Genomic DNA, 22,370 nt, shown 5'->3' on the forward strand with positions numbered 1-22,370 from the left:
TTGGTGTGACTATCTTCCTGCTGGGGCTCCACCTTTTCTTGGATCGCTAGCAGCTTCGATACGCGGGGATTCATCGCGAATGCGAATCATTTGAACCACGGCTGAATAGCTTAACTCGGAGAGTTCATGGCCGCGGGCTTTGAGTTCTTGCTTTGCAATAGGACTCAGCTTTTCATACTTGAGTGTGTCTGGATCGCCTTGATCATGTATGCGTGGGTGTTCCACAGCTTCACGCGGGGGCAAGTCTTGCACAAGTGCACGGTATGCGGATTGCGTCACCGCGGTGATGATGCGACTTCCGCCGCTTCCGCCGACACAAAGTACGGGCTCATCGCCTTCGAAAACGATCGTTGGTGTCATCGAGGAGATGGGACGTTTGTTTGGACCAGGAAGATTGGGGTGTCCGCCAGGCAAACCAAACGCATTTGGCATGTCTACACCGCTTGCAAAATCATCCATTTGATCGTTAAGCACAAGTCCTGCAGCAGTGATGCGTGCACCAAAAGGAAGGTTAACTGTGGTTGTCACAGACGCTACGTTTCCTTCCTTATCCACCACACAAAAATGAGACGTGCCTCCACCGGTGCGCTGCTTGCTACGTTTGGACTCAATGTTTTTCAATGGAAGGTCATAGCTTTCTTGAGGGCGAGCATGATTTGCATCGAAGAGCGAGGCACGTGCTTGCAATCGTTTAGGTGCTAACAGCTCTTGAACGGGTACCTTAACTTTGTCGGGATCACCAAAGTAGCGTACGCGATCGGCAAAAGGACCTTTAAATGCTTCGGAAAAAGCATGCAGTAGCCATGACTCCGAAGGCTTTGTCTCTTTGCTTTGCCATTGCTCAAGCAAGGCCATGCTTGCCAGCATTGTATAGCCTCCGGCGCTGGGAGGTGGGGCAGTGACCCAACGGTAACCAAAACGCTCGCCTTGCAATGGCTTGCGGTCTTTAATGGTGTAGCTCTCGAGATCTTTCAAAGTCATGACGCCACCGTTTTTTGTCACAGCTTCGACAATGGCTTTGCCAATCTCGCCTTGGTAATAAGCCTTGGGGCCTTGTTCTGCGTAAAGTTCAAGCGTTTTAGCAAGCTCCGGACGTTTGAGTTGCTCTCCAGCCTCGAACTTTTTCTTTCCTGAAAGGAGTGAAGCAAAACCTGGATCGCGAGCAAGGTCTTGTGGGAACCACTCAGAGTATTCAGCAATGCGTTCTGAAATCACGAAGCCGTCTTTGGCGAGACTGATCGCTGGTGCGGCGACTTCCTTTCGAGATAGGCTTCCAAAACGTGTAAGAATAGCCTCGATGCCAGCAGGCTCACCGGGCACACCAACGGCTAGACCGCCGTACTCCGAAGCGGAATTCATGCGCTCGGTTGAGACAGTTTTGCTCGTCTTTTGATACATGTCTTCGGTGGCCGCAGCGGGTGCGGTTTCGCGAAAGTCGATAAAGGTTACAGAGCGGTCTTTGGCGCGATAGTAGAGTGCAAAGCCCCCGCCGCCTAAACCACTCGAAGCAAAACTGGTGACTCCCAAGGCAAGCATGGTGGCTGCTGCGGCATCAGCTGCATTGCCTCCTTTGGCTAGAATGCTCGCGCCGGCCGCTGAAGCTTGAGGCTCATCCGCCGCAACAGCAAACTCTTCAAAATCACCAAAATGTTGGTACGATTTTTCTACCTGAGTTTGCGGCTGCTGGGGGGATTGTTTGGCGGTTGTCTTGCTTTGTGGCTGAGAGGCCGATCCACACGACAAAGAGATAGCCAAGGCCAAGTACAACCCTAGGCGTAAAAAAGCAGATGACGGCATGATTAAGTTCTCCTCAGGCAAGGAATGGGTAGTCCTTGTTGACCGGAAGCCTAGCCTAATGTCAGTGCCCTTGTGAATAGGCTTTGGCGGTGCAGATACAACATAGAGCGTCAAAAAAACTCGAGATATTGCCACGATTCCATCGACTTTTTCCTTGCATGTTGCACCGTTCCCTTGCGATCCTTGCCTAAACCCTATTCACAAGGACACAGGCCGTTAACCAATGGATATTGTGGTCATCATGGATCCTCCATCGACTGTCATTGTCGATGAAGACACAAGCTTTGCCCTCATGTATGAAGCACAAGAGCGCGGTCATCGTGTATACCACTGCTTGATTCATGAGTTGTTCTTAGAGGGCGACCGGCTTGGCGCGCATCTGCGATTGGCGACGCTGCATCGCGATCAAGCGAATCCAATGATTCTTGGCAAACAAGAACTGCGCTGGCTTGATGAGACCGATGTTGTGTTGATGCGCAAAGATCCGCCGTTCAATCCTGACTATTTATGGGCCACACTTTTATTGGAGCATCTGCGTGGCAAGACTTTGGTGATGAATGATCCGCGCGCGCTGCGTGATGCGAACGAAAAGATTTTCCCATCGCAGTTCTCACAGCTTATGCCGCGAACCTTGATTACCGCCGACAAGAAACAAATCCGAGAGTTTGTGGATCGCGTAGGCGGACAGGCTGTTATCAAACCGATTGACGGTGCCGGCGGAAGCGGAGTGTTGTTGCTGCGTGCGGGAGATATGAACTTTAATACGATTTTTGAAGTCTCCACACGCAATGGAAAACAAATGGCGGTGGTTCAGGAGTTTTTGCCAAAGGTGAGCGATGGCGACAAACGTATTTTACTGCTCGATGGAGAAGCGTTGGGCGCGATTTTACGCACGCCTCAAAAAGGTGATCTACGAAGCAACATTCATGTTGGCGGAAGTGTTTCGGGCGTTGCGCTTGATGCTCAAGATCAAAAGATCGTGGCCGAACTCAGAGAGCCCCTTAAACAAAACGGTCTGTATTTTGTAGGCATTGATGTGATAGCTGGCAAACTAACCGAAATCAACGTTACAAGTCCTACGGGTATTCAGCAAATGGCGCGGCTCAATCAAGAAAATTTGTCAGCTAGAGTCGTTGACTGGATCGAAGGGCATATTTACTAGATAATTGGCTCGCTGGGGACACCAATCCCCTATTGGCTATGCCACTATGCTAAATAACGCCGGAAATTATTCTGAAATTATCTGGCACGTCACCCGCATGATTGATGCTGAAGAATGTTTTTGGGTGTTTTAATCACATGCTAAGACGAAACGCCTACTGCCTCCTCTTGACGGCTTTTGGATGTGCCGCTCAAAGCAGTGATGGTATTGCCAGCGCAGAAGAAGCCATCATGTTGGCTAAAAATGGTGTGATTAGTCCCGCGTACCACAGTGCTCCAGCGGTAGGAGAGTTGCTAACGTGGAGGCTAGGACAACATATTTCCGGACGCGGTACCGCGACGCTTATTCGTGTACAGTTTTAAATCCGGTAGATGTTATCAATTATGAAGAGAGCTACCTAACAACCAAAGAGGTTTGCTTACAGCTACAAATGGAAATTTCTAGCTACTGCGAAAAAGTATTTAAGATACCTACGTTGAGTACGGCTATTTGCACATGGTATGAAGAGATTAAGCCATTGTTCTTCTTAGGCAATGTTCTTTGGTGATTGCTGTGCAGAACAACTGAGATGGCGATAAAAGCTATCCGCGTAGTGATGCGGTCTCTAGTTCTTGCTCACGCAATTCATTGAGAGCCTCGCGAGCCGCGTTGAGGGTCACGTTGCCTGCCGCGTGGATAGTGCCGGCAACCGCCTCGATTTCGCTATCGATGGCGCCAGCTGCGGCTGCGACACTTCGGGCGTGTAAGGCCATATGACCTTTTTGAATTCCAGTTGTCGCAAGGGCTTTAAGTGCAGCAAGGTTTGATGCCATGCCAACGCTTGCAGCTAGCATCGCGAGCTCTTGCGAGTCTTTAACCTGGCTAATGCGAAGCGCAAGCTTTGCGCCGGGGTGGATGCGGGTTGGTCCGCCCACTGTTCCCAGCGCAAGTGGTAGAGTCATTGCTGCACAAAGATTACCATGCGTGTCTTTGCTCCAAGTGCAAAGGGGCGCGTACTGACCGTTTCGTGCGGCATAAGCGTGAGCACCAGCTTCAACCGATCGCCAATCGTTGCCGGTGGCCATGATCACTGCATCGAGGCCATTCATAATGCCTTTGTTGTGTGTAGCGGCGCGGTACGGATCTTTTTCAGCAAACTTTGATGCATCAATAATCCCGTCACGCACTTGTTCTGCTGACCAATCTTCGTTCTTTAAAGCATGTGGCGGGATTTTACAGCTTACGTGCACGCAACGCCGATCTGCCAAGTTAGAAAGAATGCGCAGACCCACTCTGCCGCGACTAAGTTGCGCAAGTCGCGTGGCTAGTGCTTCAGCCACAGTGTTGACAAGGTTGGCGCCCATGGCGTTGCGGCAATCTACAATGATGTGGACTACGAGCATCCCATCGCCAAGGTCACGCACTTCAAGATCGGTGCATCCTCCTCCGCGGTTTACAAGGCCGGGAACGGCCTCGTTGCCTTGCCGGAGTAAAGCTGCCTTTTGGGCCTCGATTGCTTGGGTGGCTAAAAGCGGATTTGTGACTTCAAGCAACTGTACTTGAGCGATCATAAGTGGCTCGTCCGCGGACGCTTGAAAACCACCGCCAGCGCGTATGATCTTTGCGGCGTTGGATGATGCTGCAATGACAGAAGGTTCTTCGACGACCATCGGGGCCAAAAAATCCTTACCGTTGATATGAAAATTTAACCCGAGTGAGAAGGGCAAGGCATAGCGACCGATGACGTTTTCGGTCATGTTTTGGGCAGCTTGTGCGCTCAACCCATGGTCGAGTGCTTCGTCGAGAAGATAGCGATCGATGTCACTGCTTTGCGAAGTTAAGCTTCGGCGTTCATCCATGGAAAGTTTGTAGAATCCGGGTAATCGAGAGTTTGTCATAAGGTGTCCTACTAAGTTAGTTGCAGCGATCCTGTTCCAGGCGCGCGCCCGGCGCAGCTAAAGTGACGTCAAGTACGCTAAAGCCAGCGTTTGAGCAGGCTTTTTCAAATGATTGTTTGTCTTCGGGTGTTCTGAAAAACGCAAGACAGCAATCTCCGCCGCCTGCACCCGAAGCTTTGCAGGCTCCGTGGTGTGATTCTGCAAGCGAGACAATTGTGTTAATCGTCTCCGTTACAACGGCAAGTTGTGCCGCGCTGCCCAGTTGCGACATGGCCTTGTGATGCTCTGCATACGCAAGCAAACTTTCTTGAGCTTCGTTAGCTTCACTCGCTTGTATGAAAGTTTGAGCACAGTGTTTAATCTTGTTGATACAGGAATAGTAAAGATCAGGCTTATCTTGTTTCAATGCGTTGATTCCTGAAATAAAATCGCTTGTGCGCGCGCTTTGCTGGGTCCAAATGACGCTTGAGTGCAGCAATCCTGAAATTTGTGACGCTTGTGTGTTGATCGTCTCTGCGTCCTTTTTAAACCGCAGCACGCCACCAAATACCGAAGCGGCCACATCAGCGCCGCTGCCTTGAGCCGCTACAGCTCTATGGCCTTGGTACGCGAGATCAAAAACAGCCTCTTTGCTTTGGATTTGATTTAAGTCGTAGCCGTGTTCTGCAAAGACGGCACTCGTGGCTGCGGTTGCGGCTGCAGCAGAGGAGCCAAAACCAAGCTTTTGATGTCCAGAGTAAAAAGCAGAAGAGTCCATAGTAAGATGACCGGGTTCAGCACCCAGTTTTTCTCGAGCCAGGTCTCTACTTAGCATGGTTTCTGGGCCCAATTTTTCACTTTTTCCTGAAACGCTCCCTTCTGGGCCTGAACCGTTCCCAGCAAAGGGTGAATAGCTTGCGTAGAGTCTGCGGCTCACCGCGGCAACCAAAGCTTCGCCTCCTTCAAGGACACTGTATTCGCCGACAACCATGAGCTTTCCAGGAGCACTTACGCGAATCATGACTCTTCCAAAAACGATAAAGCGGGGCCCGGTCCGCAATGAAAAATAGTTTCCACTCCCGGAATCGCATGAAGGTGGTTTGCAACTGTTTCACTGTGCTGTGGCTCGCAAAGTATTTTAACATGCGGTCCAGCATCCATCGTGCACCATGCTGGGACCTGAGCCTGTTCCCTAAGTGCGCGAAGCGCATCAAGTACGGCGACGGTGGCTGGCTTCCAAAAAAGAACACGAGGAATTGAAGCCAACATGCATGCGTGCATAGCAAAAGTACTCTGTTCCATCGCTTCGCCAACTTGTTGAAGATCGTTTTTCAAGACGCCTTCGCGCACACGTTGATAGTATAGCGGAGCGTTTTCAATCCATGCACTGTAATACGGTGAGCTATGTTTACTGTGTTGCATAGCTTCGGTTGAGGAGAGGGCCTTGCGTTCGTATCCAAGACTTGCAACCAGCATGCATATCTTCCAAGGTTTTTGGTTTTGTAGAGGTTGCGCTGCGAGCTGGTAGTCGCCTGGGATGCCGACCGCAAGTTCTACAAAGGCTCCGTAGATGGAACGCGCAGCTGAAGCGCTGCTTTGTCTTGCCAGTGCACTAAGTGTTTCGAAATCACAAGGAAGGCCAGCAGCCTTGCTTGTTGCAGCGGCCAGTGCTGCAAAGCCAGATGCGCTGGAAGCCAAACCTGAAGCCGTTGGAAAGTTATTCTTACTTTTTATATGTGCAAAGCAAGGTTCTTTCATTTGAGTACGGACTCGATCGAGCAGATCTTGGATACGCGCTAGTTCACGGTCGCGAGCAGGCTCTCCATTGAGGAGGCAGCTATCCTGCGATAGCTTTGGATCAAAATGCACAGATGTTTCAGTCCAAAAGGCATCGAGTGTTAACGAGAGGCTAGGTACCGCTGGAAGATTTAGTTCTTTATCGGATTTTCCCCAATATTTTGCGAGAGCAATATTGGCGTGGGCTTTGGCTTTTGCGTAGCGAGGCATAGTGAGCGTTTGAGCTCGGCATACTGGATCGAAAACAACCGGCTGTCACGCCGAGTTGCTGGTAAAATCAGCCTCCAACAGATTCGATCACACAAAGCGCAGAGAGCTCCGAAAGTGCTTGTTTTACGGCATTTGCTTCGCCTTGAGCGCGGCAGAGTGCGAGCATGCAGCCTCCTCCGCCAGCGCCAGTCACCTTAGCGCCAAGCGCGCCTGCAGTTTTGGCGCGTTCACACATTTCATCCAGCTTAGGTGTGCATAGAAGCAAAGAACTTAAAAGAGCATGATTTAGCGACAGGTATGTTCCGACCTTTTCAAGGTCTCCTTGTTCTAGAGCACTCTTTGCGTTCAAAACAAGACTTTCAATTCCATCGATGACGACGCCAACACGACGGGGATCTTTTTCGTGCTGATGTTTCACTGAACTGACCATGTCTTTGGTCAGTGAACTTTGTCCACTGTGCGCAATGACAAGAAAAAAAGGAGATGTGGCTGATACCGTCTCAACATTTCTTTCAGGGGAAAAGTAAAGCAGACCGCCGTAAGTTGCTGCTGCGGTATCAACCCCAGACGGATTTCCGTGGAACACTTTTTCCCATTCGAGTGCACGTGCTTCTATGGCATGACTGTTTTCTTGGATACCAAGTTGCTTATTGATGGCTCGCACAAGGGCAACGCCTAAGGCAGCAGAGCAACCCAATCCAGCGCTTGGTTCGAGGTCTACCGTAACTGTGATGGCAACCGATGCCCTTGTTGGCCCATAGCTTTCGATAAGTTTGCAAAATGCTTCTGCAACTGAATGCTCACGACTGTCCTTGGTCGCGATTGATGTTCCATGCTCAATACGAAGCTGCCATGGCTGTATGTGCAGCGAGAAATTTGATGCATGGCTTGGCTCAGCGCGTACACCACGGCTAAGGCCACAGACCAGAGCCCCTTTGCCATAAACTACAGCGTGCTCACCAAGTAAAATAACTTTTCCAAAACCGTAAGCCATCTCGTTTGCTGCAGGCTGCCTTGATCAACGCCTTTGGGCAATAGAGTATGTTCTGCAGAAGCTATGGCAGGTGTTTTTTTTTCTGGGATGCGGTAAAAAGGGGTATTCTTTCGCCATGTCTATTGATCAAGACTATCGCACGGTAAAAAAGTTACTCGTAGTATCTGTGCTGTTGCTGCTATGCACCGTTGGACTTGTACTCGTGGGTGTTTGGACCGTGTTTGTTCAAGAGAGCCCCTCGCACTTGTTAGGCAGAGCTCCTAAAAAAGTTGTTCCCGCTGTGCTCGTTACCCCGCGTGGTGATTTAGCGATTTCTGAAAAAACTACGATTGAGATCTTTGAACGGGTGGCGCCGTCCGTGGTGTTCATAACCAAGCTAGCGGTAAGGCATGACCCTTTTAGAAGGAACTACACCACGATTCCCAAAGGCACAGGATCAGGCTTTATGTGGGATCGGGCTGGACACATCGTTACCAACTATCATGTGATTCAGGGCGGCAATGCTGCTCGCGTGACCCTTTCCGATCGAAGTGTGTGGGCAGCAGAGCTTGTGGGATACTACGATGACAAAGATCTTGCCGTCTTGCGCATCGATGCGCCTGTGGAGCAGCTGCATCCGCTTGCGATTGGAAGTTCCAATGATCTTGTAGTGGGTCAGCATGCTTTTGCGATTGGTAACCCTTTTGGTCTTGATCACACCCTTTCAACTGGAGTGGTGAGCGGTTTAGGCCGAGAGATTCCAGCCATCACTGGGCGTCCTATCCAAGGCGCTATTCAAACCGACGCCGCGATTAACCCTGGCAACTCGGGCGGACCTTTGCTTGATAGCGCTGGTCGTCTCATTGGCATCAATACTCAGATTTTTAGTCCGAGTGGTACTTCAGCAGGCGTTGGGTTTGCAGTACCCGTTGACACCGTCAAACGCATCGTGCCTCAGCTTATTGAGCACGGTCGCGTGATTCGTGCGGGCCTTGGTGTCAAAGTGGATGAGGGCGCCTGGTCCAAGCGCGCGGGCATCAAAGGAGCTTTGGTGCTTGATGTGATCCCAGGCTCGAGTGCTGAAAAGGTTGGAATCAAGCCTACGATGCTGGATCGATCGACTGGCCAGATTTTGTTAGGTGATCTCATCGTTAGCATTGATGATAAAGCGATCCATGAAGCCAACGATCTATTTCGAGTCTTGGATACCCACGAGGTCGGTCAAACTGTTTCGGTGGTTATTCTGCGCGGAGAAAAGCAAATCAAATTTTCCATTAAGCTAATGCCCATTGAAGAAAGATAGGCCCCGATGACGTCAACCCCAACCCGCACACCCGAAGCGACACGTGTTGAAATGACTCAGCTGGTCCTTCCAACTTTTGCAAACAACCTCGGAAATATTTTTGGTGGCCAAGTGCTAAGCTGGATTGACATGTGCGCTGCGATTTCGGCGTACCGTCATGCACGAAGTGCAGTGGTTACTGCTTCCATTGATGCGGTTGATTTTCTCTTGCCCATTAAGGTTGGTCATATAGTGATTTTAAAAAGCCAAATCAACGCGGTTTTTCGGACCAGCATGGAATGCGGCGTGGCCATTTGGAGTGAAGATCCAAACACGGGCGAGTACCTGAAAGCCATGAAAGCTTATACGACTTATGTAAGCCTTGATGTTGCGGGCAAACCGCAACCCGTACAGCCTTTGGTTTTAATGAGCGACGAAGATAAGCGTCGCGCGAGCGATGCACGGGCAAGACGTCAAAAACGCATCGGATAAGGTATTGAAAAGTTAATTAGCTTCGATTTTTATGTTGCGCGTGCTCGTCAATTGAAAATGTGTGTAAGCAAGCTTTGACGAGACAGTTTTTGTGGCTTGTTTGTGAACGGCAACCTCAAACTCTGAGGAGCCATTCCAGTCGAGCTCAAACAGGCCGTCGTCTGTTCGGTTGGCATAGGATTGCCTTCTACTCGTATCCAGGTTTTGAGCTTGAATAAGTACCGATGATACCCAAGGGTCACGAGCATCCCAGGAGACATTGACCATGCTTGTTGTCGGATCGACTTCGTATTGAAGTGCAAAGTCTTGAATCGGTGGAATAAAGAACCTTACTTCTTCTGAGTTCCACGTTGCAGTGAGCTCCCAATATGCTGGTGTCGCTACAGGGCTCGTGTTCGTGTCAAAAGTTGCGATATGGCGACCGGGGTAGCTTGTATTGTCAGAAAGCGTCGCGGCACGAGCTTGGCTATCACAGTAGACTGCAACAAAATGAACATTCAATCCTTCAGTAATCACTTGGCCATTTAAGTTGCGTGCGTGGAGGTCAACACCAATCATTGGGTCGGTATCTCCGTTGGAAAGATAGCCAGGCGTCGAGAATCGGTGATCGAAAATATAGACGTCATCAATGTAGAAACTCTCTGACGATTTATCTTGATTGATTTGGGTAGGAACCGTGCCTTCAAGTTTGTTTCCCGCACAATCTTCGGGAACGACTACTGTCTTTGTAACCACTGCCTGCTGTCCACCTTGCAGAGTCGCGTCATCTGCGGCGCATGCAGATAGGAGCACACATGTACCGATTGCGAGTTCAAGAGACGTCAACACACACTTCATAAAGTATCCTCCGTTACAAGAATGGCTAAAAATGCAACAATCATACCAATTTGTGACTCGAGCTTTGAGCAACAGCAAACGCTCCTTTTGCGAGCACATTTTGCAATATGTCTGGTGGCAAGGCAAAGACGGATGCGTAGAAGAGGCGACTTGATGTCCCAGAAGCGGGGTCAATGAGCCTCGCTTCAGTCCACGACACCCATGGCAAGGTTTCAAGTATGCACATGTGGGATTTAGAATAGCGACATGCGCCGATCGCATGCAGAACGTCCTCAATGCCACTGCTCATGACATTCAACATGTTTCTGGATTGCAGGACGCGCCAGGAGTGCAGCTGTTAATCGATGTGTTGCTACCGGTATGTTTTATTACTTGATAGCATATGCACTCGCATGCCGTATGTGGAGGCACGGTGTACTGCCGCTGTCGGTACGTGCAATAGCTTGAAGTTGTTAAAGCGATCACAGCAAGCAGCAGCACACCAAACACGATAATCCATGGACTCGGGGCGCTAAGCTCCGGATAGGGAGCATTAATTGGTATAAAGGAACCACCGAGTATGGTGGTTAACTCTTGTGCGCTTCGTTCGAGCGCAGCTCGGCTAACCCAGTTGAGTTCGATGCCTCGTTGAGTGAGCATTTCTTCAAGAGCAGGAAGGTAATCTGCCATAGGCATGTCAGGGCTAAAATATTGGACCTGCTCCAAAAGGCGATAGGCTTGGTCCGGAACGCGAAACCCCGCGACGCTTTGTTCAGGGCCGTAGTCGCATCGCAGCTGCTCCTCCAGGACGTCAAATTCCTCGCTCGATGAGCTTTCAAACATCCACCAACGCTTCTTGAGTTGCGTCCATAAATCCCCAACGGCTAAGCACCACTCGGCGGGAAGGTCTGCTGGAAGTTCTACAAAAATAGCGTTGCTATCGCGAAGGAAAAAACCAGTTTTGGATGAACCGAAGAGGGCAAAGCTTTCATCTGATGCCTCGAGAGTGTCAAGTTCGTACCACTGTCCATCGCGGTTTAGAGAAAAGTTTCTCGTTTCAAAAGGCGCGACAGCCGAAATCGGAGCTTGCATCAATTCGCGTACCACACTGTTGCTAAGCGATACACTTGGGAGATCTTCTCCTCGCATTAGAAACACTTCATGGATGTGACTACGATAGCCCGTACTCATTGCGAGTTCAGTCACGATGCTGCCATTGACAAGATACCAACCTTGATTCGTGCAGGGAATTTCTAAATCTTCCAAGGTGTCACATTGAGGGTCAGAAGGATTTGTGTGTGCAGCAAAGGCCTGGACGTCTACCTTCTTGCCTTCACTTATAGTGCCGATCAGGGAGGGGTGGGCCGTGAGCGAATTCGGCAAACTGTAGACCGGCGCATTGCTGCCACACAGTTGCAGGGCTGCATGACAAGAATAGTTTGCTGGTTTGGATCGGATTCATGATTGAGAAGCTTGAGGCTCCAGTGGAAACATTGGGTGAGGAGCACCCAAGGCCAGTCGTTAGCATATTGTTCCGCAAAAGCGGTTCTAGAAAAAAGTCAGTAATTTCAGTGGTATTGTAAATGGCTTTGCTGATTTTGTGTCCTACAGGGGCCGTTGGGCCCTAGGTGCTTATGTGAAAGTAGTGGCTGGCCAGTGACGGCTTCAAAGCTGATCGTAGCAGTTCGAAGGATGTTGTCTCGACATTGAGTGATCACCGATCAAAATATGTTTGTCTGGGCGCAATTGATCTCAGAAGCTGGAGTGCTCAGCAGTCTTGGTAATTGTTTGGAAAGTCAATACAGTGGGCTGCATGTCTGATCCGATGAACGCAGCCCAGGTTCAACAACAAATCGATGCACTTGAAAAGCGAATCCGTAAACTTGAGACGCAGCTTGGTATAGAGTCCGTTTCAAAATACGCAGCGCTGCATGAAGAGATTCAGCCTGCCCAGTCGCAAGTGCCAATTTCAACTCCAGAACCTTTCACACATGGCGGTATCGGTCCTTCCGAGAAGCATCAAAGCAAACTTAGCCTAACGACTCTGGCTTTTGCTGCACTTGGCAGCGTGCTGTTTTTGCTTGGAGCGAGTTTCTTTTTGCGTTGGGCGATTGAGCAGGGGCTGCTTTCGGCGCCGGTGCGTATTCTATTGGCGCTTGCAGCAGGTTTTGTGATGTTTGCTCTTTGCCTGCGATTGATTAAGAAGGAGCAGCAAAAACTAAGCGTTGCTTTTGCTGTGACGGGGCTCGGCGTAGTAGCTTATGCGCTTCATTACGGTGCGATTACGGTCTCTTTGATATCTTTGCCGATAGCCTTTGTAAGCTTTGTCGTATTCGTTGCGTTTACTGCTTATCTTGCGTGGCGTGCAAACTATGAGCTGCTATTAGCCTGGGCTCTCGTTGCGGCGTATATGGCGCCATTTTTGTTCAGTCAGGGGCAAAGCAAACCGGTGTTCACCACGGTTTATGCCGGCTCTGTCGTGTTGGCCATGACTATTTTTTCTCACGTCGTTCCGGCGAGTGCTAGCTGGTCCGGCAGTCGTATGTTGGCTATGCTTGGCAACGCATTTTGGCTCATAGCCGCGGCTTTTAGCGCGACACCGCACAATGCTCACGTCATATTGCTTTTGTTTTTGCTGAGCTACGGCATTTGGGCGCTCTTTTTGAGCTTGCCTCTATCAAAAGTAGTGCCAACTGCTTTTGCAGGTAGTTGGATTCTTGGAAACATGTTCTTTGTTACGGCGGTACGTGTTGTTTTCAAGGAACTCCACTGGCAAGATCATCGTCTAGCGTTGTGTTTTGTGTGCCTGTCGGGCTTGAGTTATGCGTGGAGCCCGTGGTTAGGCTCACGTTTCAAACGCCCCGCGCTTAGTTGGATTAGTTTTGCTATTGCTACAGCGTATCTCTATGCAGCGGTTGCACTTCTGCTTGATGGCGCTTGGGTAAGCTTGGCTTTTTCACTTCTTTCAGTAGCCATGGTTTTGGCAATGATTGGAACGGCTCCTCGGTTTGGAAGTTTCGATCCTTTAACGGGCCTTGCTACGGTTGCCACACTCTATCTACTGCTAAGCGTTTGGGCTTGGCTGGGATATAGTCGTGATGCGAGTTTGTTTGAGGCCATCGCTTCAGCATTTTTTGGCGACCGTTCATGGAGCCTTAGCCAGCAAGCCCTAAGTACGCCGTTGGCCGCTTTTGATGCTTTGTTTTTTTCGGGACTGCTACTGTCGTTCGGCTGCATTGCTCTTGCCAAAAAGTCCAAAGCAGTTGCGCCGCTTGCATTTGTGACTGCTGAGGGCGTGATCCATTTGTCCTTAGCGCTCTCATTTTATACTGCCATTTATTCTGCCTTTTCTCTAAGTGCGGCTGGCTATACGATTACTTTTTTTCTCGCGTTGTCTGGCACTTTGCAATGGCTGCTGAGCCTTAGAAGCAACGATCAAGCACGTTTAGGTTTTAGTCTATTCGGACACGGTCTTTTGTTTCTGTCAGCAGCAAAGCTGGTTCTGACAGATATGCAAGACGCTTCCCTTGGTGTGAGGGCCTTGATATCGCTTGTGCTTGGTGCTCTTTTATTGGGACTGGCCTGGATTAGCGTGAAGAACAAAACCAGCGAGGCGGCAGCATGAGAGAAAGGCTCTTTCTGTGTTTCATAGTAAGGTAATCAGCGCTTTTGATTATTCCTAAGCGACCGGACATAAACGACCCCGGACGGAATGATAGCTTAGGTACCTAAACCATAAGGTTGGAAAAACGTCACTTAGGAAGCAAAGCATTCTCTATTATTTCACATAGATATACGGGGGCGGATTGAAACTAATCTTAGCCGGCTTTGGTACGATGATTGCTTAGCCTACACCTTCAGGCAATGGAGGTTTTATGAAAAGAGTAATCCTTGAAGGGGTCGTGATGTTTGTGAGTTGCTTTAGCCTTGTCTCTTGCACAGCTGAGCTCGATGATGAATTGAGTGGGGGAGGAGATGCACAAACACTGCTTCCTATCCCCTTTACTGTAGATGAGCCAGTGCAGGTCTTTGCTCTCATCAGTCAAAACGGAAAAATCAATGGTGAAACTGGTGATAGCCCACAACTTACAGCCCCTAATGGTCAGCCCATTCGATTCCAGCTTGAACAGTCTGAGGAGGGGGTTTTTCTTAACCTCTTGAGTGCTTTGCAATTGAGTGGAGAAAGATTGGATACAACGTTTAGCACGCAACGGTTAGGGCCGTTTACTAAATCGACGAGTTGCACATTCGAAGCGAGTACCCCCATCTCGATCGACGATTTCTATTATTTAGCAGTTCGTATCTCTCCTGAGAATTGCAATAGTGAATGCAATTTTAACCTACTTGATACGAACACTATCAATATTTCATTTTTGATGTTGCGAAAAGAAGGGGAGCAGGATGTGCAGTACACCTCTGCTGGGTCACGGCTACCGCTGTTGGAGCGAGGTTGTCAGTATGCGGAGGCCGACTGGCAAGCGAGCGGTTGCATTGAACCTGGTACGGATCTAGGCGAGCTTGATGCGGGTGGGGAAGGTGAAGAAAAAACATTCTGCACTGTTTTTTCCGGTCCGGGTCAAGAACATTGTTTTGATTTTCGGTAAAGGATCTCGGTCCTGCACGTGGCCCGGAGGTCACTGCTACCTTCTCACCTCCGCCGAAGAATGGTGGTTTGACCGATGCCGATTTTGCTTTCTATCGCATGCAAGTCACCTTGGATGTAAGTTGTAAATCCACGCTCCTTTTAGATCCTACTTACACGTGCAGCGGCACTGTCGAAGATTCCAATGATTACGATCACAGTTGTGTGCACTGGCAGTCTGTTTATGGTGAGGTGACAACTCGATCTGCTGCCTACAGCTGTGGTTTGTGGCCCCCGGAAAATCTCGACGCGCGATTATGCGTTGGAGGTGGACCCGCCGGGAAATATACTGTTCAGCTAAAGGCAGATGTTTACTAGTCACGCTCGGCGTAACCGTTTTAACTCGAATAGCGCCCCGGCATAAGTATATGCCGGGGTTTGCTTTGTCTATCTAGGCAAAAGTCGTTTTAAAATTGCTCTTGCGAAGGTATCAGCAGCTTGCGGCGCAAGGTGAAAGAAAAGAGACGGTTCAATGAGCTCTACTTCCATGAGTTGGAATTCTTGCTTTCGCATGACACCATCGATGCGCGCATAAAGAGGAGTGCTAGCAAAAGAAGCAAGAATTTTTTCAGCCGACTGTCGTGACGTGCTAGGCGAAAAAGCTGCTGAGGCGATGCCGCCATATTCTTCTTGCACGCGAAAATCGTTCTGTTTTGGCTTTTTTAAAACACAGTGACTGAAGTGACCGTCGATGTAAATGAGCGACCACTCCCCGTCCCTTTGTATTTCATCGAGCATCGGTTGAAGGAGCCATGTTCCCGTAAGATTTTTGATGGCTTCAAGTTGGTTGCTATGGATGACCGTTGTCTGAAAAGCACCTGCTGACACCGCAGGCTTAAGAACAGCCGCCGACCAGTTTTGGTTTTCCAAAGCTGTTTGTATGGACGATGCAGTGGGATTTTCAAGCCATTCGGTTTCAATACACGCAATGCCCAGCTTCGAAAGGCTCCGCAGGTAGCGCTTGTTGGAGTTTGGTCGAACGAGACTTGGCTCGTTAAAGAGAGGTAGGGCTAGGGTCTCGATCGTCTCTAGCCATTGCATAAATTCGTCGTAGTGTAGGTAGTAATCCCAAGTCGATCGAAGAATCAACGCATCGTATTTTCCCCACTCTACCTTGGAATCGTTCCAAATCTCGGGAACAGCTTGCACGCCTAGCGCATCAAGCGCGCGAACGGCGAGCTGATCATCCGGCGTGAGTTCTGCGAGTTTATTGCAAGTCACAAAAGCAATAAGAGCTTTTGTCATGGCTTTAGAATGCTGAGCTTGTCGCGGTGCTTGCTTTGAATAGCGGTGTATTCATCTTGACTAAGACCAAGCTGCTCGGTGATACGTCTAAGGAGATTGGTTTCCGAAGTCTCAAGTTCGTTGTCACTGGCGGCCGTATCAATTAACACTTCTAAAACTTCCAAACGCTGTTCGCGATCAGTCAGCTCATAAAGAGCTCGAGCACAGTGATGTTGGGCAGTGTTTGCAATCTCTTTGAGCTGCTTACTAAGAGAATCAAGGGTTGCATCAATGGCCTGCTTCGAAAAAGCTCGGATACGGCCAAGCTCTTTGCGAAGGTGCGCCCTTTCTTCCTCGGAAAATTCGCCATCTGCGGCGGCTACGCAGGCTAGTAGCCCGGTTATTCCCGCGATAATTTGCACGAGCTCAGAAGGTAGTCCCTCGTTGTGTGATGCAATTAATTTAACAAGTTTTTGCCAAGCGCTGTTTTGTTGCTCGGCGGATGCACGAAATATCATCTAGAATCCTATATCAAATAAATCTAAAAGCTGAACGGTTAACAGTACAAATCCCGTGATCCCAAAGCTTTTCGCAAAGGTTGTGTAGCGTCTGCGTGTACTTTGCCAGACGACAATAAACACAAGCCATCCCAGTGCCACAATAATACCAGAGCCTTGAGGATATCCTTGTTCATTTCCGGTGACGGGCTCCGCTAAAGACAGCGCAAGAGCAGCGGTCCCCATAAAAACACCCACTGCTCCAGCAAGTCCAAGGATAATAGCTATAATGTGTCGATGCATAATATGTTCAACTTTCGATTAAAACACGGATTGCTGACAAGTTGATACCACTGAGATATCGCTTATTATAGGTTGTCTGTTTCTATAACTTATCTGCTTCAGTGTGCGCGTGCAATGAACTGCAAAGCGAGTTCTTTTAAGGTGTTTTTCCCGTCCTGCCTTAAGCCAGCTTGGTTCAAATGGCCAAGACTGTCGCTCTGCAAAGCTTCAATCTTATTTTCGACTATCTCAGCTACTCCCGTCTCTTTTAAATAGACGAGTAGGGCCTGAAGCAACTCGTCGGATAGCGCTGCATCTTGATGAAGCCTTTCAAAGAGTGCCTTTCCATCAGCGCTAAGCTTTGCTTCTGCAAGTTGCAGCACTGCCGTGCGTTTTTGACGGATGAGGTCGGTGCCAATGCCTTTGCCTGTGGTTTCGGAGTGACCGAAACAGCCAAGCAAGTCATCGCGCAGTTGGAACGCCATACCTAGTGGCTGTGCAAACTTTAGCAGTTGATCTTGGGTCTCTTTTTTTGCACCAGCAAGCAATGCGCCGAGCAGTACTGGCCCACTGCTTGTGTAACTTCCGGTTTTCAGTTGATAGATCAAGTCGATGTCATCGTGCGCAACAACGTCCAAGTACTGACCCAGGATGACTTGTTGTTGCATGTCCGAAAAAGCAGCAAGGACTGCAGCAGGCTCAGCGTGGTCTTTGCATGCCTGAAGCATCGCATCCCAAGCATAACTGCTGCACAAGTCTCCCGCTAAAATAGCAAGAGATGATGCTTGATGAGGGTCATGTCCCCGAGCTTCAAACATTGTGTGCACGCTTTTGTCGCCACGTCGCAATTCATCTTGATCCATCCAGTCATCGTGAATCAAAAAATAGCTTTGCAGCAGTTCCAGGGCAGCCCCCGCCTTGATGAGCGGCTCGATTTTGATTTTAGAGTCAACAGCAAGCGCTGTCGCATAAAGCAACAAAGGTCTGAGGCGTTTGCCGCCTCGCAATGTTAAGTCTTCAATAGCATCAATAAGTACTTTGTTCTTCAGGGCATAGGCTTGTCCGCTGGCATGCTTGTGCTCAAAAAAGTGCTTCAGCCAGCTATCGATTTGCTGGCGCACTTCGTCTTGCCAGTCTGAGGACAGTGTCGGATGCTCCATAGCATGCTACATACCTCATCAAGGAGAGGCTCAAAAGCCCATGGCCAGCGGAATTGAATCACGGAAAAAGGACCATCTTGATTTATGCAGCGATGATGCTGTGTCTTTTCGTAGACGCAGTACACTGCTCGATCAGGTCAGGTTAGTCCATCAAAGTCTGCCCGATCTCCATCTTGATGAAATCGACTTGAGCGTGCAAATGTTTGGCAAACAGTTGAAGGCTCCTTTGCTCATCGCTGCTATGACCGGTGGCACTGAAAAAGCAGCGGCCATCAACCGCGACCTTGCCAAGATCGCCGAAAACTATGGCTATGCTTTTGGTCTCGGTTCCCAGCGCGCTATGCATACGCAGCCTGAGCAAACATGGACCTATGAAGTCAGGAAGTGGGCACCAAGTACATTGATCTTTGGCAATGTCGGAGTGGTTCAAGCGCGTGACATGTCAGTGAGTGAACTAAACACGATGGTGCGTTTGGTGGGCGCCGATGCACTTTGCGCGCACATGAATCCGGCCATGGAGCTGATTCAAGGTGGCGGAGATCGTGATTTTCGTGGTGGTACAGACACTTTCAAACGACTTGCACGTGAACTCAGTGTTCCAGTCATCGCCAAAGAAACGGGTTGCGGCATCAGCAAGGAAACCGCCGATAAACTTTCGCGGGCGGGCGTGTTGCATGTGGATGTCTCCGGTGCTGGCGGCACATCCTGGGTAGGCGTTGAGACTTTGCGTGCCCAAGGCGAAAACAAAAAACTCGGTGAAGTGCTTTGGGATTGGGGTATCCCGACGGCAGTGTCGGTGCACTGGGCATCTTCCATGGGCCTTAGTACGATTGCCACCGGAGGCATTCGTCATGGCCTTGATGTAGCGGCGGCGCTTGCGATGGGCGCACACATGGCAGGCATCGCGCGTCCCGTTTTGCAAGCGTATCAGCAAGGTGGCATCGATGCCGTGGAGCAGTTTTTAGAGCAAGTACAAATGCAATTGCGTGCTACGATGCTCTTGTGTGGGGCTCGCACGATTGCAGAACTTCAGAGCGCACCCAAAGTGATTCTAGGAGAGCTACGTGATTGGATTGGACACAAAACTGAGTAACACAAATTGGCATGAAATTCCTACAAACATGCCAATTTTGGCATGTTTCATCGCTATTCTTGCCAGTTTTGGCATGTCCTGCAAAGCCGATCCAGATGCTCTAACGTGGAAACTCAAGGTCGATGACGCGCTTCTTGCGCGCGCTGCCAGCATCAACGCACGTATTTTAGCGGGCGGTTGTGATGGGGAGCAAAGCCTGTATTCCGAGTACGCTGCCGTTGGAACACGTTTTAGTGTGCGACCGCCGATTTTGCCTAGGGGCCGTTACGGTTTTTACGCCCAACTGATTAGCATGGATTGCTTTAGCATTGCTGAAGGCTGCACCGAAGCCAATTTACCCTCCGATGGCACCGTTGAAGTAACTCTCTTGGAGCGCGAGCCTTTTGAACTGTGCAACGAAGCGATTTGCAATCAAGGTGTGTGTCTTAGTTCTCCGCCTAAAGACGCAGGCTCTGGCGCACTCGATGACGCAAGCACGAGTTCAGCGATGGATTCAGGTGGCGACATTTGAGTTTAGTATCGTGCTAGCTTATTTGTTGCTTCTGAGCTGTATGAGCTCGCTACCTTTGCGGGGTGCAGCATGTTGAGGAGCTGTCCATTGATCAAAAGTCGAGGCCTGGTGCACGCAAGCAATGGTGCAGTACGGAGCACATTTTTTCTCGGTGATGTGTTCCCGCGCTAGATTTTCTTTTCCATACTGCTCAAGAGCAATAGCGGGATAGCCACGTTGCTGCGAGCAATAGTGAACCTTGCCGTCTTCACAAATGTAGAGATAGCGTGAGCCAGCACGGCACCGCCATTTGTTTGGGCGACCTTCGGCAAGATTCACTTGGAACTTCTTGTTAAAGCGAGCAAGTTTGAAACGATTGAGTCTTTGGAATTGATCAAAGATTGCTTTTTCGGATGGGCTAAGTGCTTCAAGATGACCGTTTCCATCGTGAATCACTCCCATGGTTGCGCTGAAGCCCAGCTCGTGCGCGCGTTTAGCAATGCTTAGTGCATCCTCAGGGCGCTCAACGCCTGCACCGACTACCGAGTTGATATTGATCTCAAAGCGCGCCAACTCAGCGAGATAAAGCAACTTGCGGTCAAGCACCTTTAGGCTCTTCCTTGAAATGGCATCGGGATTGACGTTATCAATGCTTATCTGCAAGCGGTCGAGGCCCGCACGGTTGAGTTTTTCGATGTTCTCTTCGATGAGCAGGTAGCCGTTGGTGATTAGGGTGGCGACCATGCCATGCTCCTTAATTCTCGCGATGATGCAATCCAGATCGGGATGCAATAAAGGCTCCCCACCGCTGATCGTTACCACTGCGACACCGAGTTTGGCTAAACGATCGATGCGCTCGAGCATGATTTCGGTGGGTACTGGATCAGAGAAATTGTCGTACTCGTTGCAGTATGTACATGCGAGGTTGCAGCGTCGGATGGGAACGATGTGCACTAAAAGCGGACGATGTCGAAAAGGAATCGTACTCGCGATCTTAGTGATTTCTGCCAATTTGCGCCCTAAAGATCGACGTCTTGGTTTTTTTGTCGGCCTGTGTTTTGCCAGAGGATAAGTCATGCCGCTCCCGCCTGGCCTGAATCGTTTGCAATACCTTCAATGCAAGTCATAAATCTCCCCTACGAGTTTGTTACTCGAGGGGAATGCAGTTTCTGTGCCAAACAAAAGTGAGACTTTTTTATGAAAGGATCGTATTGAGCTGTGCCTTTTAGTCACACTCGTAGCAAAAGATTCACATTTGGCGTTGCGCTACTTAAATTTGTGAACTTGTAATTAGCTTATCTGTTTCGCGTTTGAAGAAGAAAAGCGCGATCATGATGATTACCATGGGAATCAAGGACAGATAGAAAGCTGTTTGTCCGCCGAGCCATTCAAAGGCTGTACCGATAATGCGTGAGCCGATGGTGCCACCCAGTGCGGAAAAGATCACAATCAAACCTGTCATGGGCGAGTGCTGATGTTTAGGTAATGCGCTTAGCATCACGGAGTTGATGGCGGGATAGATGGGCGCCATGAATAGACCAATGACAGGAAAGATGAAGGCGGCAATGGGCGCATTGCGCCAGGTTAAGTGCTCGACGGGCTCGATGTTGTGAGTAAGCGGCATGCTAACTAACACAAGTCCTGCCATGGCAAGCAAGCAAACCATGACAACCGGATACCAACTCACCCGACTCATGACTGCGCCCGCGCTCAACCGACCAATGGCTAAACAAGCGGCGAAAATACTCGTTGCTTGCACACTGATGTCCGAAGGCAGCTTTAGAATCTCATTGTTAAAAGTGGGCAGCCAGGTGCCAATACCTTGCTCGATGAGCACGTAGAGAAAAGCCGAGATGACAAAGACATAAACCATAGGACGGGCCATGAGTTTGATCATGATGCTAAAGTCGTCTTTAAAACTTGCACCCTCGCTTTTGGCTTGTGATTCATCGTAGGGCGTTGCCAGGAGAGTAAGAATATTAATCAAGCAGATGCCTGCCATGAGCCAGTAGACATTAAGCCAACTCTGCGAATGGGGATCGGTGGAATCGATGAAGAAACTAAAAAGCCAGTAGCCTACGAGCACGCCGACCATGAAAATGCCTTCAATCGTGTTCATGAAGCTAGCGTGTTCTTTGGAATTGTTGGTGATGAGGCCTACGGTTGAATAGACCGACACTTTGACCAAGGCGAATGAGACGCCAACGCAAAGAAAAAGAACCTTGGTTGTGAAAAAAGAAGGCAGCAGAGGCATGCTGAGGGTGGCCACAGTTACGATGGCTAAGCCGCCTATCATGGCATTGCGAAATCCAAACCGTGCCAGGAACGACGCTACCAAAAAAGAGACAAAAGCTATCGGTAAATCTTTGTAGGCCTCAAGGACGCTGGCTGCCGGTTTGGAGACGCCATAATTGCTAATTATCTGAAGGATGACCGTCCCGACGCTGTTGAGGAGTATAGCGAAGACAAAATACGTCAAAAACAGGGAAAACTTTATGCGCCAAGCTTTGGATTCTTTCATCGAAATGACTCCATTTTGGGGTAGGGGAGTGGGATCAAGAAGAGTGGGCTGGCATGCCATGTATCATACTTCGCCA

The 22,370-nt window shown here is 49.6% G+C and carries 21 protein-coding genes; 8 read left to right on the forward strand and 13 right to left on the reverse strand.

Going from position 1 to position 22,370, the window contains the following annotated elements; genetic code table 11:
• Nucleotides 1–9 precede the first annotated feature (9 nt).
• On the reverse strand, nt 10–1,797 hold the full coding sequence (ggt, locus tag IPJ88_03965; GenBank protein ID QQR90897.1) for a gamma-glutamyltransferase: 1,788 nt from the start codon (nt 1,795–1,797) through the stop codon (nt 10–12).
• Between the two features lie 223 nt (nt 1,798–2,020).
• Here ggt and gshB point away from each other — a divergent pair, with 223 nt between their 5' ends.
• Complete coding sequence (gshB, locus tag IPJ88_03970) at nt 2,021–2,959, forward strand: glutathione synthase (GenBank protein QQR90898.1); 939 nt, start codon at nt 2,021–2,023, stop codon at nt 2,957–2,959.
• Between the two features lie 167 nt (nt 2,960–3,126).
• Entirely contained in the window at nt 3,127–3,321 is a 195-nt protein-coding gene (locus IPJ88_03975; protein QQR90899.1) for a hypothetical protein, read from the forward strand.
• Between the two features lie 219 nt (nt 3,322–3,540).
• Here the strand turns inward: IPJ88_03975 and IPJ88_03980 are convergent, their stop codons facing one another.
• The 4 genes from IPJ88_03980 to mvk form a co-directional block, all read right to left on the reverse strand.
• Complete coding sequence (locus IPJ88_03980; GenBank protein ID QQR90900.1) at nt 3,541–4,836, reverse strand: hydroxymethylglutaryl-CoA reductase, degradative; 1,296 nt, start codon at nt 4,834–4,836, stop codon at nt 3,541–3,543.
• A gap of 16 nt (nt 4,837–4,852) precedes the next feature.
• The gene (locus IPJ88_03985) at nt 4,853–5,836 is read right to left on the reverse strand and encodes a hypothetical protein (protein ID QQR90901.1); all 984 of its coding nucleotides are present in this window, start codon (nt 5,834–5,836) and stop codon (nt 4,853–4,855) included.
• Nucleotides 5,833–6,822 carry a diphosphomevalonate decarboxylase gene (mvaD, locus tag IPJ88_03990; GenBank protein QQR90902.1) on the reverse strand — a complete coding sequence of 330 codons (990 nt, stop codon included), beginning with the start codon at nt 6,820–6,822 and terminating at the stop codon, nt 5,833–5,835. Before mvaD ends, IPJ88_03985 begins: the two co-directional genes overlap by 4 nt.
• Nucleotides 6,823–6,889: 67 nt before the next feature.
• Nucleotides 6,890–7,816 (reverse strand): mevalonate kinase, encoded by a 927-nt coding sequence (mvk, locus tag IPJ88_03995; protein ID QQR90903.1) that lies wholly within the window; start codon nt 7,814–7,816, stop codon nt 6,890–6,892.
• A 115-nt stretch (nt 7,817–7,931) separates the two neighbouring features.
• Between mvk and IPJ88_04000 the strand changes: the two genes are divergently transcribed.
• Both IPJ88_04000 and IPJ88_04005 read left to right on the forward strand, forming a co-directional pair.
• Nucleotides 7,932–9,098, forward strand: a complete 1,167-nt coding sequence (locus IPJ88_04000; protein ID QQR90904.1) for a trypsin-like peptidase domain-containing protein — start codon at nt 7,932–7,934, stop codon at nt 9,096–9,098.
• Between the two features lie 51 nt (nt 9,099–9,149).
• A complete protein-coding gene (locus IPJ88_04005; GenBank protein ID QQR91960.1) occupies nt 9,150–9,569 on the forward strand; it encodes an acyl-CoA thioesterase in 420 nt (139 codons plus the stop codon).
• 12 nt (nt 9,570–9,581) lie between these two features.
• Here the strand turns inward: IPJ88_04005 and IPJ88_04010 are convergent, their stop codons facing one another.
• Both IPJ88_04010 and IPJ88_04015 read right to left on the reverse strand, forming a co-directional pair.
• Entirely contained in the window at nt 9,582–10,406 is an 825-nt protein-coding gene (locus IPJ88_04010) for a hypothetical protein (GenBank protein QQR90905.1), read from the reverse strand.
• Between the two features lie 294 nt (nt 10,407–10,700).
• Nucleotides 10,701–11,768, reverse strand: coding sequence for a hypothetical protein (locus IPJ88_04015; GenBank protein QQR90906.1), 1,068 nt, complete (start codon nt 11,766–11,768; stop codon nt 10,701–10,703).
• 430 nt (nt 11,769–12,198) lie between these two features.
• Between IPJ88_04015 and IPJ88_04020 the strand changes: the two genes are divergently transcribed.
• Nucleotides 12,199–14,010, forward strand: a complete 1,812-nt coding sequence (locus tag IPJ88_04020; protein ID QQR90907.1) for a DUF2339 domain-containing protein — start codon at nt 12,199–12,201, stop codon at nt 14,008–14,010.
• A 250-nt stretch (nt 14,011–14,260) separates the two neighbouring features.
• Nucleotides 14,261–14,989, forward strand: coding sequence for a hypothetical protein (locus tag IPJ88_04025; GenBank protein QQR90908.1), 729 nt, complete (start codon nt 14,261–14,263; stop codon nt 14,987–14,989).
• A gap of 425 nt (nt 14,990–15,414) precedes the next feature.
• Here the strand turns inward: IPJ88_04025 and IPJ88_04030 are convergent, their stop codons facing one another.
• The 4 genes from IPJ88_04030 to IPJ88_04045 form a co-directional block, all read right to left on the reverse strand.
• Complete coding sequence (locus tag IPJ88_04030) at nt 15,415–16,272, reverse strand: hypothetical protein (GenBank protein QQR90909.1); 858 nt, start codon at nt 16,270–16,272, stop codon at nt 15,415–15,417.
• The gene (locus tag IPJ88_04035) at nt 16,269–16,769 is read right to left on the reverse strand and encodes a TerB family tellurite resistance protein (GenBank protein ID QQR90910.1); all 501 of its coding nucleotides are present in this window, start codon (nt 16,767–16,769) and stop codon (nt 16,269–16,271) included. Before IPJ88_04035 ends, IPJ88_04030 begins: the two co-directional genes overlap by 4 nt.
• Entirely contained in the window at nt 16,770–17,051 is a 282-nt protein-coding gene (locus IPJ88_04040) for a hypothetical protein (GenBank protein QQR90911.1), read from the reverse strand. It abuts the gene before it with no gap.
• Nucleotides 17,052–17,149: 98 nt separating this feature from the next.
• Nucleotides 17,150–18,190, reverse strand: a complete 1,041-nt coding sequence (locus IPJ88_04045) for a polyprenyl synthetase family protein (protein ID QQR90912.1) — start codon at nt 18,188–18,190, stop codon at nt 17,150–17,152.
• 40 nt (nt 18,191–18,230) lie between these two features.
• Between IPJ88_04045 and IPJ88_04050 the strand changes: the two genes are divergently transcribed.
• Nucleotides 18,231–19,283, forward strand: coding sequence for a type 2 isopentenyl-diphosphate Delta-isomerase (locus IPJ88_04050; GenBank protein ID QQR90913.1), 1,053 nt, complete (start codon nt 18,231–18,233; stop codon nt 19,281–19,283).
• 28 nt (nt 19,284–19,311) lie between these two features.
• Nucleotides 19,312–19,794, forward strand: coding sequence for a hypothetical protein (locus IPJ88_04055; protein QQR90914.1), 483 nt, complete (start codon nt 19,312–19,314; stop codon nt 19,792–19,794).
• Between the two features lie 18 nt (nt 19,795–19,812).
• Here IPJ88_04055 and IPJ88_04060 read toward each other — a convergent pair whose 3' ends face one another.
• Together IPJ88_04060 and IPJ88_04065 are read right to left on the reverse strand one after the other, a co-directional pair.
• Entirely contained in the window at nt 19,813–20,850 is a 1,038-nt protein-coding gene (locus tag IPJ88_04060; protein ID QQR90915.1) for a radical SAM protein, read from the reverse strand.
• Between the two features lie 193 nt (nt 20,851–21,043).
• Entirely contained in the window at nt 21,044–22,294 is a 1,251-nt protein-coding gene (locus tag IPJ88_04065; protein QQR90916.1) for an MFS transporter, read from the reverse strand.
• Nucleotides 22,295–22,370: the final 76 nt, after the last annotated feature.

It is taken from the genome of Myxococcales bacterium, assembly GCA_016699535.1.
Lineage (GTDB): Bacteria > Myxococcota_A > Polyangia > Polyangiales.